This window comes from Nostoc sp. (genome assembly GCF_036917535.1).
Taxonomy (GTDB): domain Bacteria; phylum Cyanobacteriota; class Cyanobacteriia; order Cyanobacteriales; family Nostocaceae; genus Nostoc.
Map to the genome: position 1 here is coordinate 116,044 of NZ_JBALDA010000038.1, position 20,327 is coordinate 136,370.

General features: G+C 42.5%; 23 protein-coding genes and 1 pseudogene. 9 read left to right on the forward strand and 15 right to left on the reverse strand.

What is annotated here, in order from left to right; genetic code table 11:
- Positions 1-37 precede the first annotated feature (37 nt).
- Positions 38-1,117 carry a zinc-binding alcohol dehydrogenase family protein gene (locus V7K56_RS13415; RefSeq protein WP_334911159.1) on the reverse strand — a complete coding sequence of 360 codons (1,080 nt, stop codon included), beginning with the start codon at positions 1,115-1,117 and terminating at the stop codon, positions 38-40.
- A 90-nt stretch (positions 1,118-1,207) separates the two neighbouring features.
- Between V7K56_RS13415 and V7K56_RS13420 the strand changes: the two genes are divergently transcribed.
- From V7K56_RS13420 to V7K56_RS13430, 3 genes are all read left to right on the forward strand, one after another.
- Positions 1,208-1,888, forward strand: coding sequence for a TetR/AcrR family transcriptional regulator (locus V7K56_RS13420; protein ID WP_334911161.1), 681 nt, complete (start codon positions 1,208-1,210; stop codon positions 1,886-1,888).
- 150 nt (positions 1,889-2,038) lie between these two features.
- Entirely contained in the window at positions 2,039-2,287 is a 249-nt protein-coding gene (locus V7K56_RS13425; protein WP_334911163.1) for a hypothetical protein, read from the forward strand.
- A 168-nt stretch (positions 2,288-2,455) separates the two neighbouring features.
- Positions 2,456-2,689: an EF-hand domain-containing protein gene (locus V7K56_RS13430; RefSeq protein ID WP_334911165.1), complete on the forward strand. Its 234-nt coding sequence runs from the start codon at positions 2,456-2,458 to the stop codon at positions 2,687-2,689.
- Between the two features lie 593 nt (positions 2,690-3,282).
- Here the strand turns inward: V7K56_RS13430 and V7K56_RS13435 are convergent.
- Positions 3,283-3,678, reverse strand: coding sequence for a hypothetical protein (locus V7K56_RS13435; RefSeq protein ID WP_334911167.1), 396 nt, complete (start codon positions 3,676-3,678; stop codon positions 3,283-3,285).
- Between the two features lie 102 nt (positions 3,679-3,780).
- Entirely contained in the window at positions 3,781-4,905 is a 1,125-nt protein-coding gene (locus tag V7K56_RS13440; protein WP_334911169.1) for a geranylgeranyl reductase family protein, read from the reverse strand.
- A gap of 229 nt (positions 4,906-5,134) precedes the next feature.
- On the opposite strand from V7K56_RS13440, the pseudogene V7K56_RS13445 reads away from it, so the two are divergent.
- Positions 5,135-5,278, forward strand: a pseudogene (locus tag V7K56_RS13445) (serine/threonine-protein kinase); the annotation flags it as partial.
- A gap of 2 nt (positions 5,279-5,280) precedes the next feature.
- Here V7K56_RS13445 and V7K56_RS13450 read toward each other — a convergent pair.
- Genes V7K56_RS13450 through V7K56_RS13460 form a run of 3 tightly spaced genes read right to left on the reverse strand, consistent with a single transcriptional unit; the run spans position 5,281 to position 6,287 of the window.
- The gene (locus V7K56_RS13450) at positions 5,281-5,637 is read right to left on the reverse strand and encodes a DUF5615 family PIN-like protein (RefSeq protein ID WP_334911170.1); all 357 of its coding nucleotides are present in this window, start codon (positions 5,635-5,637) and stop codon (positions 5,281-5,283) included.
- The gene (locus V7K56_RS13455; protein ID WP_334911172.1) at positions 5,630-6,010 is read right to left on the reverse strand and encodes a DUF433 domain-containing protein; all 381 of its coding nucleotides are present in this window, start codon (positions 6,008-6,010) and stop codon (positions 5,630-5,632) included. The genes V7K56_RS13450 and V7K56_RS13455 overlap by 8 nt, the downstream gene beginning before the upstream one ends.
- 55 nt (positions 6,011-6,065) lie before the next feature.
- Complete coding sequence (locus V7K56_RS13460; RefSeq protein ID WP_334911174.1) at positions 6,066-6,287, reverse strand: hypothetical protein; 222 nt, start codon at positions 6,285-6,287, stop codon at positions 6,066-6,068.
- Positions 6,288-6,639: 352 nt separating this feature from the next.
- Between V7K56_RS13460 and V7K56_RS13465 the strand changes: the two genes are divergently transcribed.
- Complete coding sequence (locus V7K56_RS13465) at positions 6,640-7,023, forward strand: aspartyl protease (RefSeq protein WP_334911176.1); 384 nt, start codon at positions 6,640-6,642, stop codon at positions 7,021-7,023.
- A 78-nt stretch (positions 7,024-7,101) separates the two neighbouring features.
- On the opposite strand, the gene frr is transcribed toward V7K56_RS13465, so the two are convergent.
- From frr to V7K56_RS13480, 3 genes are all read right to left on the reverse strand, one after another.
- Positions 7,102-7,650, reverse strand: coding sequence for a ribosome recycling factor (gene frr / locus V7K56_RS13470; RefSeq protein WP_334911178.1), 549 nt, complete (start codon positions 7,648-7,650; stop codon positions 7,102-7,104).
- The gene (gene pyrH / locus V7K56_RS13475; RefSeq protein WP_094348577.1) at positions 7,637-8,365 is read right to left on the reverse strand and encodes a UMP kinase; all 729 of its coding nucleotides are present in this window, start codon (positions 8,363-8,365) and stop codon (positions 7,637-7,639) included. The genes frr and pyrH overlap by 14 nt, the downstream gene beginning before the upstream one ends.
- 71 nt (positions 8,366-8,436) lie before the next feature.
- Positions 8,437-8,991, reverse strand: coding sequence for a thioredoxin family protein (locus V7K56_RS13480; RefSeq protein ID WP_334911180.1), 555 nt, complete (start codon positions 8,989-8,991; stop codon positions 8,437-8,439).
- 468 nt (positions 8,992-9,459) lie between these two features.
- Here V7K56_RS13480 and V7K56_RS13485 point away from each other — a divergent pair, with 468 nt between their 5' ends.
- Positions 9,460-10,359 (forward strand): alpha/beta fold hydrolase, encoded by a 900-nt coding sequence (locus tag V7K56_RS13485; protein ID WP_334911182.1) that lies wholly within the window; start codon positions 9,460-9,462, stop codon positions 10,357-10,359.
- Positions 10,360-10,401: 42 nt separating this feature from the next.
- Here V7K56_RS13485 and V7K56_RS13490 read toward each other — a convergent pair whose 3' ends face one another.
- A complete protein-coding gene (locus V7K56_RS13490) occupies positions 10,402-10,758 on the reverse strand; it encodes a hypothetical protein (protein ID WP_334911184.1) in 357 nt (118 codons plus the stop codon).
- A gap of 150 nt (positions 10,759-10,908) precedes the next feature.
- Entirely contained in the window at positions 10,909-11,613 is a 705-nt protein-coding gene (locus tag V7K56_RS13495; protein WP_334911186.1) for a diacylglycerol/polyprenol kinase family protein, read from the reverse strand.
- A gap of 61 nt (positions 11,614-11,674) precedes the next feature.
- Here V7K56_RS13495 and yidD point away from each other — a divergent pair, with 61 nt between their 5' ends.
- The 3 genes from yidD (at position 11,675) to ychF (ending at position 13,447) form a co-directional block, all read left to right on the forward strand.
- The gene (gene yidD, locus V7K56_RS13500; protein ID WP_334911188.1) at positions 11,675-11,926 is read left to right on the forward strand and encodes a membrane protein insertion efficiency factor YidD; all 252 of its coding nucleotides are present in this window, start codon (positions 11,675-11,677) and stop codon (positions 11,924-11,926) included.
- A 132-nt stretch (positions 11,927-12,058) separates the two neighbouring features.
- Positions 12,059-12,310, forward strand: coding sequence for a hypothetical protein (locus tag V7K56_RS13505; RefSeq protein ID WP_334911190.1), 252 nt, complete (start codon positions 12,059-12,061; stop codon positions 12,308-12,310).
- Between the two features lie 45 nt (positions 12,311-12,355).
- Positions 12,356-13,447 carry a redox-regulated ATPase YchF gene (gene ychF, locus V7K56_RS13510; protein WP_334911192.1) on the forward strand — a complete coding sequence of 364 codons (1,092 nt, stop codon included), beginning with the start codon at positions 12,356-12,358 and terminating at the stop codon, positions 13,445-13,447.
- Between the two features lie 143 nt (positions 13,448-13,590).
- Here ychF and V7K56_RS13515 read toward each other — a convergent pair whose 3' ends face one another.
- The 4 genes from V7K56_RS13515 to V7K56_RS13530 all read right to left on the reverse strand — a co-directional run bounded on the left by V7K56_RS13515 (position 13,591) and on the right by V7K56_RS13530 (position 19,970).
- Positions 13,591-14,505 carry a hypothetical protein gene (locus V7K56_RS13515; protein WP_334911194.1) on the reverse strand — a complete coding sequence of 305 codons (915 nt, stop codon included), beginning with the start codon at positions 14,503-14,505 and terminating at the stop codon, positions 13,591-13,593.
- A gap of 136 nt (positions 14,506-14,641) precedes the next feature.
- Positions 14,642-16,933 carry a hybrid sensor histidine kinase/response regulator gene (locus V7K56_RS13520; RefSeq protein WP_334911210.1) on the reverse strand — a complete coding sequence of 764 codons (2,292 nt, stop codon included), beginning with the start codon at positions 16,931-16,933 and terminating at the stop codon, positions 14,642-14,644.
- Between the two features lie 5 nt (positions 16,934-16,938).
- Positions 16,939-17,388: a response regulator gene (locus tag V7K56_RS13525; protein ID WP_334911196.1), complete on the reverse strand. Its 450-nt coding sequence runs from the start codon at positions 17,386-17,388 to the stop codon at positions 16,939-16,941.
- Positions 17,382-19,970: a GAF domain-containing protein gene (locus V7K56_RS13530; RefSeq protein ID WP_334911198.1), complete on the reverse strand. Its 2,589-nt coding sequence runs from the start codon at positions 19,968-19,970 to the stop codon at positions 17,382-17,384. Before V7K56_RS13530 ends, V7K56_RS13525 begins: the two co-directional genes overlap by 7 nt.
- Positions 19,971-20,327 lie beyond the last annotated feature (357 nt).

The window sequence follows — 20,327 nt, forward strand, 5'->3', positions numbered from 1 at the left end:
CAGAAATCTGACTACAGTAAGCAAAACTGCACGATCATCATGGCTGGATCACGGTCAACTTGAAGGGACCGCCATTGGCAGCAGCGTGCGCGACAGCTTCGTTTGCGTCGTCCAGATCGAATGCCGTGATGTCGAAATTGCCCAGATCCAGGAGTCCAGATCGGATGAGACCGACCAGGCGGATGGTAGCCTCGCGTGGATACATCCATTGGCCGTGTATGGTGATGCAGTTCCTCATGATCCACGGGTAAGGTAGTTCTAGTCCGGGATCTCCCAGCATCCCAACGCCACCCATCAGCACTACCCTCCCGTAAGGCCGTACCGCCATGACGGCGGCCCGCACCGGGGTCGTGCCCGCCGAGGGCGGCAGGATGTCCAGCACGCAGTCAATGGGTCCGGGGGCCGCTCGCTGCATCAGCTCTCGGTCATCGTCCTCGTGGCCGGTGAGATGTACAGGGTGCACACGGTCGCCAAACCGACGCACTAAATCCGCTAGTACCCCCTCGTTGCGGCCCGGTGCGACGACGCAACCCGCACCCATCGCCAGGGCCACAGCCACGCAGGCGCTGCCATAGTTGCCGGTGGCCCCGCTGACCAATAGTGTCTCGCCGGCTTTTAGGTTGGCCGCCAGTAGCCCGCCATACGGTACCAACAGCACACTCAGCGCGCACCAGCGCCCCGCCTCCGCTGGGTCAAGCGCACCGACGGGGATGGCGTTTTCCGTCGGCACCAGCATCTGCCGGGCAAAGGAGCCGTGGTGAAAATACTGTTGCAAGCGCAAGCCTCCTTCGCCGCGGGCGCTCCAGCCTTGCAAGGTGATGTCGGGGGTTAGGGCGTTGTCGCGCGAGCGCACGGTCGGATCGCACACTACCCAGTCGTCAGCGACCAGCCGCGTCGCGTCCGGTCCTACAGACCGCACCCGTCCGACGGCTCCGCATCCCGGTACCACCGGCAGCTTCAGCAGATATTGCCGCTCGCCGCTGAAGACCTCGTTGGTGTAAGACAGTACCGGGGCGGCCACGACATCAATAATGACCTCCCCCGTACCCAGCACGGGATCAGGTAAAGTCTCGACGGCAAGTGGCGATCCGAACGCCTTTAAGATTGCAGCTTTCATGGTCATTTTACCTCTGGGACTCCGTATTTTTGACAAAACAAGCATAATTTGTCAAAACGTTAGTTGACATATTAACTGCAATATGTCAGCATGTCAAATATGAGAATTCAGCCAGATTCAAAGCACAATAGGCAAAGCCCCGCCAAAGGTGATAGCATCGGCTCTGCATCAGCACTGCCTACAAAGCGCGATCGCATCCTTAAAGCAGCTTTAGAATGTTTTGGGCGGTATGGCTTCAAGCGCACCGCAATGGATGATATTGCTAAGATTGCGGGTATTTCCCGTGCAGCACTCTACTTGTTATTTCAAAATAAGGAGGACATTTTTAGAACGCTGTCCGAATATTTGCATAGCAATGCGCTCGTCCGTGCCGAAACTGCACTCCAGTCTGAACTCGGATTTGGGGAGCGTCTAAATGCGGCGTTTGAAGCCAAGGATCTAGAGCTATTTGAGCTAGTTTGCAATTCGCCACATGGGAGCGAGCTAATCGATCTCAAGAATGCGATCGCGGCAGATATTTTTCTTTCCTCCTCCAAACGGTTTGAGGAATTACTTACAGAGGCAATTCGTCAAGCCGACGAAACCGGAGAGATTGAATTGAGTCGTGGGAATTTTCAGCCATCTAATTTTGCGAGCTTACTGATTGGTTGTACACATGGTTTGAAAAAATCATCTTCCAGTGTTGCAGAATATCGTCAGCAATTAAGGCATTTAATCTTGATTTTTGATCTGGCACTCACAGCATCAACCAATAAGGCTTCAAGTGTCTGAGGGCGTAATTATCCCGGTTGAGTACTTGCAACATTTATCACCAATGGGGTGGGAACATATCAACTTGAGTGCCGATTATATTTGGAATTATAAGTCAGTAAGCAGCATTGATAATTTGCGTCCTTTGAGAAGGAAAAAATCCAATTTTTAGTGAAGCTGAAATTACTGTATGGCAAGGGTTTTAGGAATTACACTCATTCCTTAGCGTACAATAAACCCGTTTTGGCACAGTCCTGCCAAAATCCCCTTCATGTAGCGACAACAATGTGTGCATCTGATTATCTCAAGCGATCGCTAGTAGAAGTTGCCTTAATTCGGATGCAAAATCCCATTCAGTTGAGCCAATACTCTGAACCTGAGCCAGACATCGCTATTGTCCGCATCGATTCGCGAAAGTAGATTTTACTGTATCACCTAGCGTGTTGAAAAATTTATAGTGTGAGGTCGAGTCTCTTATAAGAAAACATTGCCAAGTATAAAAATTTAATTAAGTTTTACTTAACTGTCCTTGCGTCTTTGTCAAGATTTTGAGATATTAAATTGAAAAATTAATTCAGATAAAAACTTATGACAACCGAGCAAGAGCTTCAATCTCTTTTTAATACCTTAGATGGAGATCAAGACGGCAAAGTCTCCATTAATGATCTTTTTTTAAGTCCTGGCTTAAGTGCAATCGTCTCATCAGAAACAAACACCACTAGTCCCCAGGAGTTACTAGTAGAGTATGATTCAGACAAAGACGGTAGTATTACCTTTGAAGAGTTTAAGCAAGCAGTTGAGAAAGCAAATAATTTAAACTAGCAGTCAAAAAATCAACGCCACACTCACTCCAAAATCCCTCTCTAGGCAACTACTGAGGGATTTGCCTTTATTTGCCCCTTAGTCACAATTTACTATCAGATACTTCATTCTAGCTAGTAATAACCTACCATCGACTCTGTAGCCACCTCTTAGGTTTTTGATCGGTTAATGGTTTTAACTATTCAACCCACATTCCACAGGTGCGATCATAAATGCTGTATTTTTGAAAAGGAAAATGCAAAGTTATCCCTCTTTTGTTACTCTCGAAAAACAATAATCTCAGCCAAATTCTGAGACTTGGATTTAATCGGGGTTTGAGGCTTTACTTTCTAACAGAAACTAAAATTTATAGACAAAAAGTAGAAATTAAAGCTCCGTAACCGTTTGAGCGATTAGATTCTCCCAAAGTGACAAAAGAGGGGTTATACCAATTTTAAAAAAGAATGCGACAGATATATACGAACATACCTTTGTTGTGTCTAGTTTCTTAATTTTGAATTTTGAATTTTGAATTGGTATTATCCTTGATTGCCTTTCCAAAAATTGAAGTCCAAATTAGTCAACTGTTTCCATAAGTTCTACAAATCAAACTTTTATTTCTCTCCTATTGTTAGCAAATGCCTAGATGAAATAACTTTCATTTTTAAGTTAGTAAATTGTACGAGCGCCTTTACTAACTCTTGCTGTTCTGGTTGTAAATTGAGTTTTTCTAGCGCTTGCTTGATATTATTACCAGCTCGGAGATTGTGATTAAGTTGGTCACGCTGAGATGAGTTTAATACTGCCGCAATTTCCCTATTTCTTCTCTGACGCACAGCCTGGAGTTCCTGGCGTTGTAAGGGAGTCATGCTAATGTCCGACGAGGTGGAGTAGCTTTCAGTTTTGGTACTTTGGGCGAAAATAACACCATAAGTCGTATTGAGTTGAACGGGTGCAGCTAGGGCAATTCCCGGCATGAAGAGGACAAGAGCAAGAATATTAGCGAACATAGACAGCCGTTTTGTCAAGTAAATTGCTATATTGAGAAATACCTAGTCTGGCAGAAGTTTGCCTAACTTTAAGCAAGTTGCTTAAGTAGCTTATCTGGTTAATTAACCTTCAAAACCAGGAATTAAACGCTTCAGGGCACGACCGACAACATCCCCATAGCGCAGTTCTCCACACATAATCTTGCCCATGATCTGGGGAGCTGAGGGATGCTTAACACCAACTTTGTAGCCAATGTTGGAAAACCGATAGAATGCCCCAGCTAATTTTTGCGCCCAAGCCATCTCAGTACCCAATTCTTCATTAATGGCTTCGCTATATTTTTCTAAAGCGTTAGTGTCACCAGAAAGTGCTTCATTAATGGTTGCGGCTGCGAGTAAACCACTAAAAATTGAAGGGCGAATGCCTTCTGCTGTCATGGGATCAACTACACAAGCAGCTTCCCCAGCTAAAACCGCATTTTGCGTGTGCAGTTTTTGATTACCATCCCAAATACATAGGGGATGACCATATTGTTTGCTGGTTTTGAGGTCTAAATTCAACGATTTGGCGTACTCATCCAAAATCTTTTTGAAGTCTTGGGGTTGACGACCACCAATAAACGTCCCGACACCTATGGAATAACCATCAGCTTTGGGGAAGTTCCAGAGATAGCCGTTTTTGACCAAGCCAAACTCAAAATGAATTATGGGTTTGTTTTCTATAATGCCAGGGATTTCTGCCTCTAAAGCCCCTGTGAGCAGACGTTTACGTTCTTTGAAACCTAGCCATTTTGCCATTGCTCCTTTGGCACCATCAGCCGCGATTAAGTAGCGACCTGTAACTGGGCCATTAGCTGTGTCAACTTGCCAATAGTCACTTTGAAATTCAATACCAGTTACTACCGTATTATCTCGTACTTCAGCTCCTTGTTTCTGTCCTTGCTGCACTAGAAAGTGGTCAAAAATATCTCGACGTACCATCCAAATTGGTTCTTTGCTAGCGATTTTTGCTTCCACGGGGTCGCCTAATTTCCAGGTAAAACGAAGGAAGTCGGCTTTTACAGAAATTACTGGGCTAAAATCAAAGTCAAACCATTGAGCGATCGCTGGAGATACACCACCACCACAAGGCTTATACCTTGGCAGAGATTCTTTTTCCAACACTAATACTGAGCGACCTTGTTTGGCTAAATGATATGCTGCTGTTCCACCAGCTGGCCCAGCACCGACAATGATGCAGTCGTACATATTGTTGAATTTTTGTTCCTCAATTAGTTTAAGCTAACGTGCCTACCAATACCTTCGCTAAGTCAAGACATTTTTTGATTTAGCGAAGGTATTGGTTAAACCAAATATTCATGTAGAGACGCGATTCATCGCGTCTCATGATTTATAGCGTCTGAAACACCAAATATTGTCCTACAGGTGTAAAATCTGGCAGAATTAACATAAATCATCCTCCTGTCGGGTAAAGCTGATGCTGATAGGCAAAATTCTGCGAAATCGCTACAAAATTATCAAACTCTTAGGCAGCGGCGGGTTTGGAGACACATACCTGGCAGAAGATTTGGATTTACCGAACCATCCGACGTGCGTTGTCAAACACCTCAAACCGATTAATAACTACTTTCGCCACCGATTGAGCCAATCTATTTGACCAACCCAATATGTTGCTTCTGCCTCAGATAATAGGCAATCTAATGCCGCAATCAAATCTGAAAGTGACCAACTATTCTGAGCAGCAAGAATAATACCACCATGCTGAGGATACTGTTGCGCTAGAACAATAAAGTCTTTCACATTAAAAGTAAAGATACTTCTGCCCTGAGCTGTTGACCGTAATAATTGAGTTTCATCACTAGCATCCAAGGGCATCCAGTCATTTGGTGTACGAGTTACATCATGCCCTTTAGACACCAATGCTAAATGCAGCGATTTACTGGAGGTATCTGCATCCAAATGAAGCTTGAGTTTAACCATTGGCAATTTCTAAGAATTGCTCAGAAGCAATTTCTGTGTCAATCTGTCCCTTATTTACTGCATAAAAACTCAAAGCTTCTCTTACCTGGACTTCAGTAAGCTCATACTCATTAGCTATCTGACTTGGACTCATACCCCATTTTTGGGAAGCGATCGCCACAGTCTGCACTCGAATTCCCGTTCCCTTGATGACTGGCACTTGTCCATTTGCCCTCTGACGATAAGCAATTTGTGGAAAAGATGCTTTGAGGGTACTTACTTTTTCTGTTACAGCCCACAGAATAAATTGCTCAAGCGAAATACCCTGACTTTGAGCTAATTGCTCAACTTCTTGCTTCAACTGGTCAGGTAAATTTAGGGCATATGCTGTCATTTTCAATTTCTAGTTTTTGGCTCAGTAAGTTATTGTGCCAACTTATTTATCTAATTTATAACAAATACTTGAGGAACGAAACCCAACATCCTGGCGATCGCACTGTAAAATAATATTGGGTTTCACTACTTTTTAGGAAGCCACTTCCGTGACTACGTTCAAACGCCACTCGCTTCAAGCCGGGAAACCCCTCCACAGTGGTGGCTTCCCAACCTACAAAATTTAGCTCGATTAGCCGAAGTGATTCCAATTTTTTATAGACAATCAACAACAGCACGTAATAATTAAAATACTGCTTATAATCGACTTTTATTCAATATGACTCAATTATCAAAAACAAGCCGAAGTCAGGGATGGAGGAAATCTAACGTTACGCCTGAAGAAATAAATCTCCGTCAAGCACAACGTCAGGAACTGGGTGCGCGGTGTCGTACTATTTTTTAGTGCCTTCGTCCCCAACTCATCGACAATTATTACAACTGGTTTATTGCTATTGATGCAGAAAGCGAAAACTACCTGATTGATGCGAAACTAGAAGGTTTACTACAGCAAATTCGCACACAATATACTAATCCAGATGCTCCCCTTACTATCTTTCGCCTTAACGAAATTGGAGCCTGCGGCAGGATATGATTGCGGGCAGGTTTGGTAACAATAGAGAATTGTTCTTTGAAATACAATTGGTTGTAGCTAATGGCGAGCAATTTGAAGTTGAAGCAATACTTGATACAGGTTTTACATCTGGGTGGCTAGCGATTAATTCTCAAGACTTGGAAGCTATTGGGTGGCCAATAGTTATACCTAAGATTGATATGCAAACTGCCAGAGGATTAGAGTATTTTGATTTATATGAAGGAAAAGTCATTGTTGCTGGCAAAGAATTTATCATTGCCGTTCATGTAGGAGAACAACTACCTGATATTTTGCTCGGTTCACTGTGGTTGGATATTATGCAGTTGGTTGTGAATAAACCGAAAGGAATTTTGACATTAGAAGTAGTGGAAGCAGATTAGTAGTAATTCGTAGCTGTAAGACAAAGGCTGAAGAATTTATCTATTATCCTTCAGCCTTTATGTTTAAGACTTGAGACTTTAAACAGTCGTGATGTCTTTTTCTTTTTCTGCTAAAAGTGCGTCTATTTTGGCAGTATACTCACTTGTAAGTTTTTGCAAGTCATCTTGTTGGTCTTTTGATTGATCTTTGGAGATTTCAGAGGCTTTCTCCTGTTTGCGAATAGCGTCTATGGCATCGCGGCGAATGTTGCGAATAGCAACACGACCCTCTTCAGCATATTTGGATGCCATTTTGACGAATTCTTTACGGCGTTCGCTTGTTAAGGGCGGAATATTCAACCGGATTACAGAACCGTCGTTACTGGGTGTTAAACCCACATCTGAGAGGGAAATAGCCTTCTCAACGATGTTTAGGGTGTTGCGCTCGTAGGGTTGAATTAAGATCGTCGTAGCATCTGGCGTGCTTATATTTGCCAGTGATTTCAAGGAAGTAGGCGAACCGTAATAATCTACCAATACCTTATCTAATAGACTCGCATTGGCGCGACCAGTGCGAATCGAGTTAAAAGCTCGTTGAGTTGCCTCAACGGTTTTTTGCATCGTACTTTCAGCTTCAGCTAATTTCACAAGAACCTCCCACAAGGGTGCCGATGGATTCTCCCAAGACTGCTCGGTGGATATTTCCTCGCACCGTTAGATCAAATACCAGAATTGGGATATTATTTTCTTTACACAAGGCGATCGCAGTACTATCCATCACCCGCAAATCTTGGGCTAAAACGTGCGCGTAGGTTAAGCTATTGTAACGCTTAGCGTCAGGATAAATATGAGGATCGGCATCATATACTCCATCTACTTTGGTGGCTTTAAAAATCACCTCAGCATCGATTTCTGCTGCTCTTAATGCCGCAGTGGTATCTGTAGTAAAAAAGGGATTTCCAGAACCAGCACCAAAAATTACCACCCGTCCTTTTTCAAGATGACGGATGGCACGACGACGAATATATGGTTCTGCTAATTCTTGCATAGCGATCGCAGTTTGCACCCGCGTCTGTACTCCTATGCGTTCTAGCGAATCTTGCAGCGTCATGGCATTCATTACCGTGGCAATCATCCCGATATAGTCAGCGGTTGCCCTGTCCATCCCCGCCGACGCTGCTTTAACGCCACGAAAAATATTGCCGCCGCCAACAACTATGGCGATTTGAGTACCAGTGGCTATCACCTCTGCTAATTCTTGTGCTATTCCTTTGACCACTTCTGGATCAATGCCATAGCCCATGTTGCCCATTAAGGCTTCACCGCTCAGTTTGAGTAAAACCCGTCGGTAATTGGTTCCCATGAAGTTACGCTTTATCAAAAAAGTTGCAATTGCCTCCAATTTAAGATAACAGTTACAGGGACTATCTATGTCTAGTTACGCCAAATCAATGTAGTACCTACTGCTTCTGTTTGTGGTATGGCTATTTCTTCACCTTTAAACAGAGAAGCGATCGCAGTTCTCAAATAATCCTCTCTCACTGATAATGGCTCTTGGGGATGATTATCAATTTTACCTTTGTAACGGACTATACCATTTGTGTCTATGAGAAAGGCCGTTGGTGTTTTTGTTGCGCCGAAACTACCGGTCACATCTTGCGTTGAGTCCCACAGGTATGGGAAGTTCAACTGGTGACGTCGGGCAAAAGCTTTCATATTTTCAAAGCTTAACCTAGTGTCGTAGTCAACATTACTACCATTAAGTCCAATTAGTGTGAAGCCTTTTAGGGCAAATTCGGCTTGAATGTTTTTTAGCTTGCCTAAATACCGCTCTACATAAGGGCAGTGGTTAGACATGGAAATAACGCCGACTGCTCGGAACTTCTCAAGATAACGCCTGAGATGGTGTACTTGACCATCAATTCCTGGCAGTTCAAAATCTGGTGCGTAGCTCCCAACGGGAGTATCAATTGTTTCTAGTAGATTCATAATTTCTGGCTCGCAGAACTAGGAACAAGAAAAATATTGTTAAATTCAGCGTCAGTTTCCAGTTGCAAACCACCCCTTAGCCGATGCCTCATATTCGCCAATCTTATAGACCAAATTTGCGATCGTAAATTGTGAAACTACTGAATCTAGCACTGATGCTAATTCACTCACATCTCAAAAATAGCCAAAATATTACTCATATTAGAAAAGTTATGATTTTTAATACTGACATAACCTCAGTTGTGAGTAAGTTACTTCTATCAATAAAATGAAAACTCTCTATACTGGATAAAATTATCAGCTTAATGCTAGTATTATCAGCCTAGAAGCTTTTGTGGTATAAGTATAGGCTATCACTAGAGCAAAGGGTTTATTTTGAAAATCTAATAAATTTTATGCAAATTAAAAACAATTTTACTTGTGCCTTGCTGCTGAAAAGCTTTTAGCATTGTTTACATCAAATTTACCATGACAACCTCAAGTTCAAAAACGGCACTTAACTCTACAAAAATCTGGATTTGGCAAGATTTTCCAATCTGCTATCAAACCCAAGGAACTACTGGGCCAGCTGTTGTCCTGGTACATGGATTTGGTGCTTCTTGGTGGCACTGGCGAAAAAATATTCCTGTATTAGGGGAAAATTGCCGTGTTTATGCGATCGATTTGATTGGTTTTGGCGCTTCTGCAAAACCTCAACCTGGTGAAAAAATTACCTATACACTAGAAACCTGGGGACAGCAAGTAGCAGATTTTTGCCGTGAAGTTGTCGGTGAGCCAGCTTTTTTAGTCGGAAATTCTATTGGCTGTATTGTAGCCATGCAAGCAGCAGTAAGCAACCCAGATATTGCCTTGGGAGTTGCTTTGCTCAACTGTTCTTTACGGCTGTTGCATGATCGCAAACGGGTAACTTTACCTTTATCTCGTCGTTATGGAGCGCCTTTGCTGCAACGAGTGCTATCTATTAAACCAGTTGGTGATTTCTTTTTCAATCAACTCGCCAAACCGAAAACGGTGCGAAAAATTCTACTGCAAGCTTATGCGAATGCTGAGATGGTGACAGATGAGTTAGTAGATATTCTCACTTCACCAGCAAGCGATCCGGGAGCTGGGGCTGTGTTTCTTGCTTTTACTTCTTATTCTACAGGACCATTACCTGAAGACCTTTTGCCACTGTTAGCGTGTCCTGCGATTATCTTGTGGGGAACGGCCGATCCGTGGGAACCAATTAAATTAGGGAGAGAATTAGCTAACTTTCCGCAAGTAGAAAAGTTTATTCCTTTAGAGGGAGTAGGGCATTGTCCACAGGATGAAGCGCCGGAATTAGTCAATCCGATTTTACTCGATTGGATTTTGGAGCGATCGCGGTAATCATCTGTGAGAGGTTAGAATAGTGTAAATTTTGTCAATCAGCTAAAAAACACTTGCATACTGACTGTAAACAATAAAGACGACAATTCCAACGAAAATAAAGAGGACTAAAGTAGCTATTAAACCACGATGTCGAGAGACAACATCAAGAAGTACTAGTAGCCAGAATAAGGCAATTTCAACTGCGCTAGCAATGAACACAAGTCTGAAATTTAATTCAATTTTTGGAGCCTGTAAACCGAATAAATAAAGCCTTGCTAAAGATAAAGAACTGCCTTCACGAGCGGACGATATTATTAGCTGCGACTGTACCAAGTTAACTAATAACCAAATAATTACTATGCCTCCCATTACTGTCAATACAACAGCTAGTCCTTTAAATAATCGATTTATAAGCATCGTTTTTTGCTCTTAGAAGAAAATTTTGACATAATGATAATAATGATAAGTATTGTTAAGTTCAAAGATACCGTCCAATTTCCTTTCTAAATCTAAAATATAGTGCTACTTTCTTTAAGACATTGTTTTAAATAGCACTCAAGGCAATTATTAATTCAACAAAACTAACTGAGTTAAAAAGAAGGCAAGTGCTGCACTGCCCAAGGGAACTGTCAAATTGTCAATACCTAAAAATGAAACAGCTTCTAAAGCAGTAGCGATAAATGCAACTAATAGTGATACTGCCCAAGTTTGCCAACTGTTTCCTTGAGTTCCAACTAAAATCAAACTACTTACGAGATAGCTAACGAGCATCATAGTTAGGGAGCCTTCCCAACTTTTTTGCGTCCCAAAAACTTTATACTTGTGTTTACCAAAGCGCTGCCCAATTAAGGCTGCTAATCCATCTCCCCAAGTCATTACTAAAATCCCTAGTGCTGCGTACTGGGGTTGTTGCAAATACCAAAACCAAGCAACTAAAATACCGAAGCTCACAGAGTAAAAAAATGTTCCTAAACTTTGCCGTCCAACGCTATTAATACCAGGAAGAATGGGCAATCGATAGGATAATAAGGTGATTGCACTCGCTAAAATAGAAGCTGTAATCCCTACACTGGCGGGAATATCGAGCCACCAGGCAATTAGAATCACATTACCAGTGCCAATATGAACAATCTTCCGCACGATTTCTGAGTTGGCGGTGAAGTGGTTTACCACCCATGCAATCAGGAGGATGAGTAACACCCAAATAGCAGCCAATGCAATTTGTAGCCAGAAAACCGGAATTGAGGTGAAGTCAGAAAATGTAATTAACAAAGATGCGACAAAATGAAGATTTTTACCCCTGTTATTAATTTATAAGATTTGGGTAGCTGCAATGAAATTATTATTTATTTGGCTGATTCGGGGCTACCGAATGTTTATCTCGCCATTGTTTCTTCCGACTTGTCGCTTTCAACCAACTTGTTCAATGTATGCTATTGAAGCTATTGAAAGATTTGGAGTGTTACGTGGTAGCTGGATGGCAACTCGGCGGATTTTGCGGTGTCATCCGTTTCATCCAGGTGGTTACGATCCAGTACCAGAGGTGGTAGAAAAGCAGAGAGGCAATGGGGCAGAGGGGAAATAACTAATGCCCAATGCCCAATGCCCAATGCCCAAGTTAAAGGAAGTGTTCGTGGTTATAGCTATTTGGGGAGATGTCAACAGATGAGGTTCTCATCTAGCGTGAGAAGGTTGAATAATTTAATTTAGACTTCCCATGATTAATCCCACTGCGATTTCTATACCCGAACCACAAATTCCTACTCCTGGTCCGAACCCGCTACCTAGCCCCAATCCTGAGCCGAATCCGCTACCTAGTCCCGAACCTGTACCGGGGCCAGCAATACCCCAACCTTTACCTGGGCCTGTACCAGAACCAGTACCTGCTCCCATTCCTCAGACGGTTCCAGAGCCGATTCCTCAAACAGTTCCAGAACCAATTCCCCAAACCATACCGGAACCTGTTTAGATTACCTTGGTAATGTAATCCAAAATCCCAAATCTAAAATCCAACATGCTAAGAGCCGGAATTGTCGGACTTCCCAACGTCGGAAAATCTACTTTATTTAATGCTGTAGTTGCTAATGCCAAAGCAGAAGCAGCTAACTTCCCTTTTTGCACGATTGAACCGAATGTCGGCGTTGTCGCAGTACCGGATGAACGGTTAAATGTTCTTGCTAAGATTGCCAGTTCGGCACAAATCATCCCAGCACGGGTGGAATTTGTGGATATTGCCGGTTTAGTTAAAGGTGCAAGTCAGGGTGAGGGACTAGGGAATCAATTCCTGTCCCACATCCGGGAAGTTGATGCGATCGTCCATGTAGTACGTTGTTTTGAAAATGATGATATTATCCACGTTGCTGGTTCTGTTGATCCAGCGCGAGATATAGAAATCATTAATATAGAACTCGGTTTATCAGATTTAGCACAAATTGAGCGGCGAATTGACCGCACTCGCAAACAAGCTCGTACCAGCAAAGATGCACAGTTTGAAATCACAGTTTTAGAAAAATTAGCTGCGGTTTTAAATGAAGGTAAATCGGTGCGTCAAGTAAGCTTGAATGAAGAAGAAGCAGTAATTATTAAAGGACTAGATTTGCTTACTTATAAGCCGATTATCTACGCCGCGAATGTATCTGAAGATGAGTTGGCAGCTGGTAATAATTTTGTAGAAACAGTGCGGCAAATTGCAGCAACTGAAAATGCCCAAGTTGTGATAGTTTCAGCTCAAGTTGAAGCTGAATTAGTGGAATTACCAGAGTCAGATAAAGCGGATTTCCTTGCGTCTTTAGGTGTGGAAGAAGGCGGTTTGAAATCATTGATTCGGGCAACTTATACGCTTTTAGGTTTGCGGACATATTTCACTTGTGGCCCCAAAGAAACCCGCGCTTGGACAATTAATTCTGGAATGTCTGCACCTCAAGCTGCTGGTGTAATTCACAGTGATTTTGAACGGGGATTTATTCGCGCCGAAACAGTCGCTTATAAAGATTTGGTAACAACTGGTTCGATGAATGCTGCAAAGGAAAAAGGATTGGTTCGCAGTGAAGGTAAAGAGTATGTTGTGCAGGAAGGGGATGTAATGTTGTTCCGATTTAATGTGTAGGGATAATTAATCAGTGGCTGTTATCGATAAGATAATGGTCAACTTACACCAAGTTGCGATCGCTCTAAATAAATTGACAAAATACTCGATATGTAAATTGTTATCTGGTAGGCGATCGCAAATAAACCAGCAATCCTCAAAATCTAGTAGCTACTTCCACCTAAAATGTATACATAGGAACCTAAATTCTCATCATCTGTACCAACTACTACACCACCTTCTGCACCGGGAACAATTTCCATACCTTCAATTTTGTGGTAATCAGAGCGGTAGAGAGGAACAAATTGAGAATTTTGCCGCCATACAATTTTGTTACCACGCAATCCTAAGTAACCAGCGACATACACAGCTGACTGAAATGGCCCATCATCTCCGGCATCACTTGCTGAGGTAATGTACACAATTCCTACGGGGTCTACCTTAATATCTGAAATATGGCGAACATTGCCAGATGGAAACGGTACTTTCAGATTGGCAGAACCTGCGAGAGTAATTTGATATTTAGCTAAATCAAACATTCCCCAAAAAATAGTTGCTGGTTGTTCTCCTTCACCTCGATGCCCCCAAATAGCAACTAATTTACCATCTATATTTTGTAATCCAAATGCTTCAAAATTATTTCCTTGAATAATTCCTGGTAGATTGAATTCCTTGATAATAGAGATGGTTTTGTTGGCAGGCTCAAAGCTAATGTGATAAGCTTTCCCAGAACTGCTTAAAGCGATAAAAGAAGATTTTGTTTTCTCTGGAACAGATGTTAAAGCTTCTAAGTCGATGGGCAAGTCTGTATTATTTGGCCAATTCAAGGGGAAATATTCAGGTTGGCTTCTCCCCTTAATCCTGATGATTGCTATACGACCTTCATTTTTTTGTTTGTTGTCATGAACAATCAAAAAATCTAGAGAATTGCTTTGCTGCTTTATCAAAGCTATACCACTGATACCAAAAGGGATACCACCGCGAACGGGACGCCAATCTTGTGCCCAAACTTGTACACATATAAGTAACAATCCAGCCAAAACTATTAAATTTATGATTAACCTGAGAAACCGAGGCATATTGATTTAGCCAAGCTGTGAGTATCGGTAAGAGAAGTGTGTTAGCCGATGCTCAATCATAATCAAATCTAGGCAATTTGCACTCGTAGCCGTGAAGTAGCATTTGATAATTACAATTACCAAAATATTTACGTAATTACTTGATTCCCGATAGTACTTTCTGTAAAGAAAGCAATAATTCGTTGACAGTATAGGGCTTCGACAAAAATGTATTGACACCAATGGCTGCTACTGCACTGAGCTTGTTGTCAGACATAAGTCCACTGCTGGCGATAATTTTGACTTGGGGGTTGATTTTTTGCAAGGTACGGATGGCAGTTAAACCATCCAGTGAGGGTAGCATAATATCCATGAGGACGGCACTAATTTTATCTTTGTTTTGAGCGTATAACGCGATCGCCTCAATGCCATCACTGGCAACTAAGATTTTATAGTTGTGAGCTTCTAATGATGTTATCGCAATCTCTTGAATGGCTGCTTCATCATCCACAACCAAAATTAATTCTCCATGTCCTGTCTGTGGTGACAAATCTTCGGGGTTAATTGTTTCCATTCCTTCTACGGCTGGTAAGTAAACCTGAAAGCTAGTCTCACTCCCTGGCTCGCTATACACGTTCACAAAACCTCCGTGACTTTTAATAATCCCTAGTACTGTGGAAAGTCCTAAACCAGTGCCTTGTCCAACATCTTTTGTAGTAAAGAATGGCTCAAAAATTCTATCTAGCATTTCTTTAGAAATACCAACTCCAGTATCAGAGACGGTAATCACTATGTAAGGCCCCTCTTTGGCTTCTAGGTTCATACGGGCATAATTTGCGTCAATCAACATATTTTCAGCAGAAATACTCAAAGTACCGCCATTGGACATAGCATCGCGGGCGTTAACGCAGAGGTTCATCAGTACTTGATGCAATTGGGTACTATCTCCAGAAACCATCCATAAATCTTGCGGTACATTAGTGCTGATTTCTATCGATTTGGGAAAGGTCTCTTTCAGAATCTTGGCAATTTCCACAATTATATGTTTGAGTTGCAAAGTGATGTGCTTCCCTTCTACACCCCGCGTAAAGGACAGCACTTGTTTGACCAAATCAGCACCGCGTCTAGCGTTGATTTCTAAAATTTCTAATAGATGGCGAGTCCGCTCGTCTGCATTGGGAAATTTCAACGGTAGTAGTTGCGCTCCTGCTAAAATCGGTGTCAGGATGTTGTTGAGGTCGTGAGCAATACCACTAGCTAAAGTGCCAATACTTTCCAGGCGTTGAGCGCGAAATAATTGGGCTTCTAGATGCTTTTTCTCGGTAATATCTGTGTCAACAGTGAGAATTGATTTGGGTTTTCCTTGTTCATCGCATACCAGACTCCAGCGACTAGCAACAAGGATTTCTTTGTTCGTTTTAGTAAGTTTTGTTAACTCGCCCTGCCATTTACCTTGACTAATAGCTTGCAAGAGAGCCGCTTCAATTTCCGGTGAAGGTTCGTCATACAAAAGTTCGCTAGCATTTTTACCCCAAGCCTCTGTAGCTTGCCAGCCGTAAAGTGTTTCTGCGCCTTTGTTCCAGAAGATAATTCGATTATTTAAATCTCGGACGCAAATGGCATCTGTGGTGACATCTAGTAATGCTGCTTGTTCGCGAATTTTTTCTTCTGCCAATTTGCGATCGCGTAGCGCAGCTTGTCGTTCGCTAATATCTATACTGGCGCATGTCACCCCGACAATTTCTTGGGTTTCATTCCGTAGTGGCTCGATAGTTAAGTCATAATATCGAGTTGTATTTTTAATAGTAATTGATACTTCTTCTCGTGTTCCTATGCCTGTAGTCAACACCCCACGTTTAATTGTAATGAGATGTTGAGCATCTTTTACTGGCATGATATCTAAGTCTTGTTTGCCCAATATTTCCTCAACTGTCAATTCAGATGGGGGATTGTAAACCCAGGTGTACCGTAAATCTTTATCTTGGTTGTAGACAAAGATTGGAGAGTTTTTCAGAGCAACCCGAAATCGTTCCTCACTCTGCCGCAGTGCGTTGTCTGCCCGTTGACGTTCGATGGCGTAACGCATAGAGCGCACTAGCAAGTCGCCAGTTACTTGCCCCTTCACTAAATAATCCTGCGCTCCTTGTTGCATTGCGCTAGTTGCCAGGGTTTCATCATTTATACCCGTTAGCACAATGATTGGAGTTGCTGTTGCCTGATTGTGAGCGATGACAAGGGTTTGTAATCCCTGGCTATCTGGCAGCGAGAGGTCTAATAAAATAACATCAAAAATTTCGTTTGTTAGATAGTTGACTGCTTCATAAAGCCGTTCAACTGGCATCAACTCAACTACAACTGTGGTAACTTCTTTGAATAACTCTTGTAACAATAAGACATCACCAGGGTTGTCTTCTACTAACAAGACTTTAATAATATTTTCACCTGCCATTTCCACTACTCCGGTGGCAGTTTTACGATCGCAAACCAAAAATCTTCTATTGATTGGACAATTTTCACAAATTGATCAAAATCTACTGGCTTAGTTATATAACAGTTGGCAAAAAGGTTATAGGCTTTGAGGATATCTTCTTCAGCCTGGGAAGTCGTCAAAACTACTACAGGAATCCGTTTGAGGTTTTCATCTCCTTTTATTTCTGCTAATACCTCTCGTCCATCTTTTTTTGGAAGGTTAAAATCGAGTAGTACAATATCTGGATGAGGTAATCTAGCATATTTTCCCTGTTTTCGCAAGAATGCCATTGCCTCTACACCATCCTCGACTACGTTCAAGTGAATTGAGATTTTACTGTCTTCTAGGGCGATGCGTGTAAGTTGGACATCGCCAGGATTATCCTCTACTAACAAAACCTCAATAGGCATAATCGCTGTTATGGTATTTACCATTGCTTACCTGCTCTATCTGGAATTGTGAAGTAGAAAGTCGAGCCTTGACCCGGTTTCGACTCAACCCAGATCCGGCCGCCGTGGCGTTCGATAATTTTCTTACAAATTGCCAAACCAATTCCAGTACCTGGATATTTGTCTCTACCGTGCAAGCGTTGAAAAATGATAAAAATACGTTCAGTATATTGGGATTCCAAACCAATTCCATTATCGCGCACCCAGAACAAATATTCGTTTTCAGTGTGGAACTGGGTATTGTTATTCTTCTTTTCTGCCCCTCTGCTCCTCTGCTCCTCCGCTCCATACTTCCCACTCCCCACTCCAATATGAATTCGTGGCTGTTGACGATCGCAAAATTTGATCGCGTTGGCAATCAGGTTTTGAAATACTTGTGTTAATTGAGTAGCATCAGCTATCACTTGAGGTAAAGTATCGTAAGTGACAACTGCCTTTCGATCTGCGATCGCAACTTGAAGATTAATCAGCACCTGTTCTAAGACAACACTAGAATCAACTGGCACAAAAGGCTGTCCACGGGTGCTGACGCGAGAATAATTTAACAAATCGTTGATTAGGGTCTGCATCCGGCTAGCCCCATCTACTGCATAGGCAATAAACTGATTTGCATTCGCATCCAGTTTGTTTTTGTATTTCCGCTCCAGCAGTTGTAAATAACTAGTTACCATCCGCAACGGCTCTTGTAAATCATGAGAAGTCACGTAGGCAAACTGTTCTAATTCCGCATTAGAACGAGTAAGTTCTTGACTTTGCTGGGTTTCTTTTTCTAATAGTTGTGCTTGAGATAAAGCAATCCCAATTTGGTTCGCTAATTGCTGTAACAAATCTGTTTCAAACTGATTCCACTGTCGAGGTGCACCGCACTGATGAGCTAACAATAAGCCCCAAATATCGTCCCTGACAAGAATTGGCACTACGAGGTTAGCCCTGACAGCAAACTGCCGAAGAAATTCTCGATGGCATGGTTGGATATGAGCAGCTTCAATGTCTTCAAGGGCACTTACTCTTCCCTGGCGATATCTTTCTATATATTCTTCTTTAAAGCAACGGTCAAAAATATTTTCTCCTAGAATTACCGGCCAACCAGGCAGCACTGCCTCTTGTACCACTGTTCCCGAACCGTCAGGTTCTAGTCGAAAAATTGATACACGGTCAGCTTGTAGTAGTTTTTGTACCTCTGTGACAGTGGTTTGAAGAATTTCATCTATTTGTAAAGATTCTCGAATTTTCAAGGTGATTTCGGCAAATAGTTGCGATCGCAGATTTTGCCGTTTTAATTCTTCATCTGCCCGCCTGCGATCTGTGATATCAGTATAAGAACCAACCATCCGCACTATATCACCCAATGCGTCCCAAAGTGCCTGTCCTCGGTCTAGAATCCATTTATAGCTGCCGTCTTGGCACTGGACTCGATATTCACAGACGTAAAACGGTGTTTTTTTGGCAAAGTGGTCTTGGAAAGCCTGAAGTACCCAATCTCGCTCATCGGGATGGATTCGTTTTGTCCATTCGTCCCAACGGTGGGAAACTTCGTGGTCTTTATAGCCGAGTATTTCCTTCCATCGAGTTGAGAAGAACACCTCATTAGTCTTGAGGTTCCAATCCCAAATACCATCATTATTACCATGTAATGCTAATTGCCAACGTTCTTCACTTTCTCGTAGTGCTTCTGCTGTTTTCCGTCGTTCAGTAACATCTTGAAAATAAACAGACAAGCCGTCTTTTGCTGGATAAGCGTGGACTTTAAGCCACTGCTGCTGTGGCAGATAGAACTCCTCAAATTCGACGCTAACCTGTTCTAAGATTGCCCTGTGATATTCACAATCAAATGTTGTACCGATAATTTCTGGAAACACCTCCCAGATATTTTTACCCAAAAGCTGATTGTGAGTTGTTTGCAACAGCCGTTCTGCTTGACCATTAATATAGGTGAATTGCCACTTTTTATCTAGGGCAAAAAAACCATCAGTGATACTTTCGAGAAGATTGGCGATGCGGGTTTTGGCGGCTTCAGATTGGGCGCGCGCTGCTTGCTCGTGCGCCATTAGTTTTTCGGTAACTTGAGATACCTCAGTTACATGACGCCTGAGTTCTAGTTGGTCGATTACCAGGCGACTCAAACCTACAAACGCCTCCACTTGTTTTTGGCTTAGTTGCCGTGGAACTTGGTCAATCGCGCACAGAGTTCCCAATATATCTCCCTTCGGAGTAATTAAGGGTACACCTGCATAAAACCGTATATATGGATAGCCAGTTACTACCGGATTACTTGCCAACTTCTCATCAGCTAGGGTATCAGAAATCACTACAATATGACGCTGCTCTTGGCAAAGATAGGATAATCCAACACTCCGGGGCATCTCTGATACATCTAAACCTACTTTTGCCTTAAACCATTGACGATTTTCATCAATGAAATTTACCAGAGATATGGGAGTGCCACAAATAAATGCCGCTAACTGAGCAAGATTGTCGTAAGCTTCTTCGGGTTCGGTGTCAAGAATCTGATACTGGCGGAGGGCTTCTAACCTCACCGCTTCTGTATCAATATTTCCAGCTTCCATTAACTTTTTTTAATGTGATATTCAATTCGCAGTTTGACTACTTTATGAATAGATTAACCTTTTTTAACATTAGTTAACCATCTGTCTGCTTTTGGTTATTCAGGGGAGTCTTTGAAAGTTTTTTGAAAAACCTACATTCACATTTGAGAAAAGCTATGCCTAGCAGTAAACTACTTGCTGTCTACGCCGCAAAGTTATTGTGTAGGCGTAGCCCGTCATAGACATCGCGATAATCTCCAGTGCAGGGGACTTCCAAATAAAACAGGACTTACGCAACTGTCACAAGCGACGGTGCGGCTGTGCCGCACCGAGTGCCAAACAACTAGATAATAAACATAGGAACATTCGGACGTTTTA

Coding starts and splice junctions, on each gene's coding strand:
- V7K56_RS13465 (WP_334911176.1), top strand. CDS start 6,640: ATGATTGCGGGCAGGTTTGGTAACAATAGAGAATTGTTCTTTGAAATA.
- V7K56_RS13485 (WP_334911182.1), top strand. CDS start 9,460: ATGACAACCTCAAGTTCAAAAACGGCACTTAACTCTACAAAAATCTGG.
- V7K56_RS13515 (WP_334911194.1), bottom strand. CDS start 14,505: ATGCCTCGGTTTCTCAGGTTAATCATAAATTTAATAGTTTTGGCTGGA.
- V7K56_RS13440 (WP_334911169.1), bottom strand. CDS start 4,905: ATGTACGACTGCATCATTGTCGGTGCTGGGCCAGCTGGTGGAACAGCA.
- V7K56_RS13435 (WP_334911167.1), bottom strand. CDS start 3,678: ATGTTCGCTAATATTCTTGCTCTTGTCCTCTTCATGCCGGGAATTGCC.
- V7K56_RS13505 (WP_334911190.1), top strand. CDS start 12,059: ATGATTAATCCCACTGCGATTTCTATACCCGAACCACAAATTCCTACT.
- ychF (WP_334911192.1), top strand. CDS start 12,356: ATGCTAAGAGCCGGAATTGTCGGACTTCCCAACGTCGGAAAATCTACT.
- V7K56_RS13520 (WP_334911210.1), bottom strand. CDS start 16,933: ATGGCAGGTGAAAATATTATTAAAGTCTTGTTAGTAGAAGACAACCCT.
- pyrH (WP_094348577.1), bottom strand. CDS start 8,365: ATGGGAACCAATTACCGACGGGTTTTACTCAAACTGAGCGGTGAAGCC.
- V7K56_RS13415 (WP_334911159.1), bottom strand. CDS start 1,117: ATGAAAGCTGCAATCTTAAAGGCGTTCGGATCGCCACTTGCCGTCGAG.
- V7K56_RS13455 (WP_334911172.1), bottom strand. CDS start 6,010: ATGACAGCATATGCCCTAAATTTACCTGACCAGTTGAAGCAAGAAGTT.
- V7K56_RS13430 (WP_334911165.1), top strand. CDS start 2,456: ATGACAACCGAGCAAGAGCTTCAATCTCTTTTTAATACCTTAGATGGA.
- V7K56_RS13480 (WP_334911180.1), bottom strand. CDS start 8,991: ATGAATCTACTAGAAACAATTGATACTCCCGTTGGGAGCTACGCACCA.
- V7K56_RS13420 (WP_334911161.1), top strand. CDS start 1,208: ATGTCAAATATGAGAATTCAGCCAGATTCAAAGCACAATAGGCAAAGC.
- V7K56_RS13525 (WP_334911196.1), bottom strand. CDS start 17,388: ATGGTAAATACCATAACAGCGATTATGCCTATTGAGGTTTTGTTAGTA.
- V7K56_RS13490 (WP_334911184.1), bottom strand. CDS start 10,758: ATGCTTATAAATCGATTATTTAAAGGACTAGCTGTTGTATTGACAGTA.
- V7K56_RS13450 (WP_334911170.1), bottom strand. CDS start 5,637: ATGGTTAAACTCAAGCTTCATTTGGATGCAGATACCTCCAGTAAATCG.
- V7K56_RS13530 (WP_334911198.1), bottom strand. CDS start 19,970: ATGGAAGCTGGAAATATTGATACAGAAGCGGTGAGGTTAGAAGCCCTC.
- yidD (WP_334911188.1), top strand. CDS start 11,675: ATGAAATTATTATTTATTTGGCTGATTCGGGGCTACCGAATGTTTATC.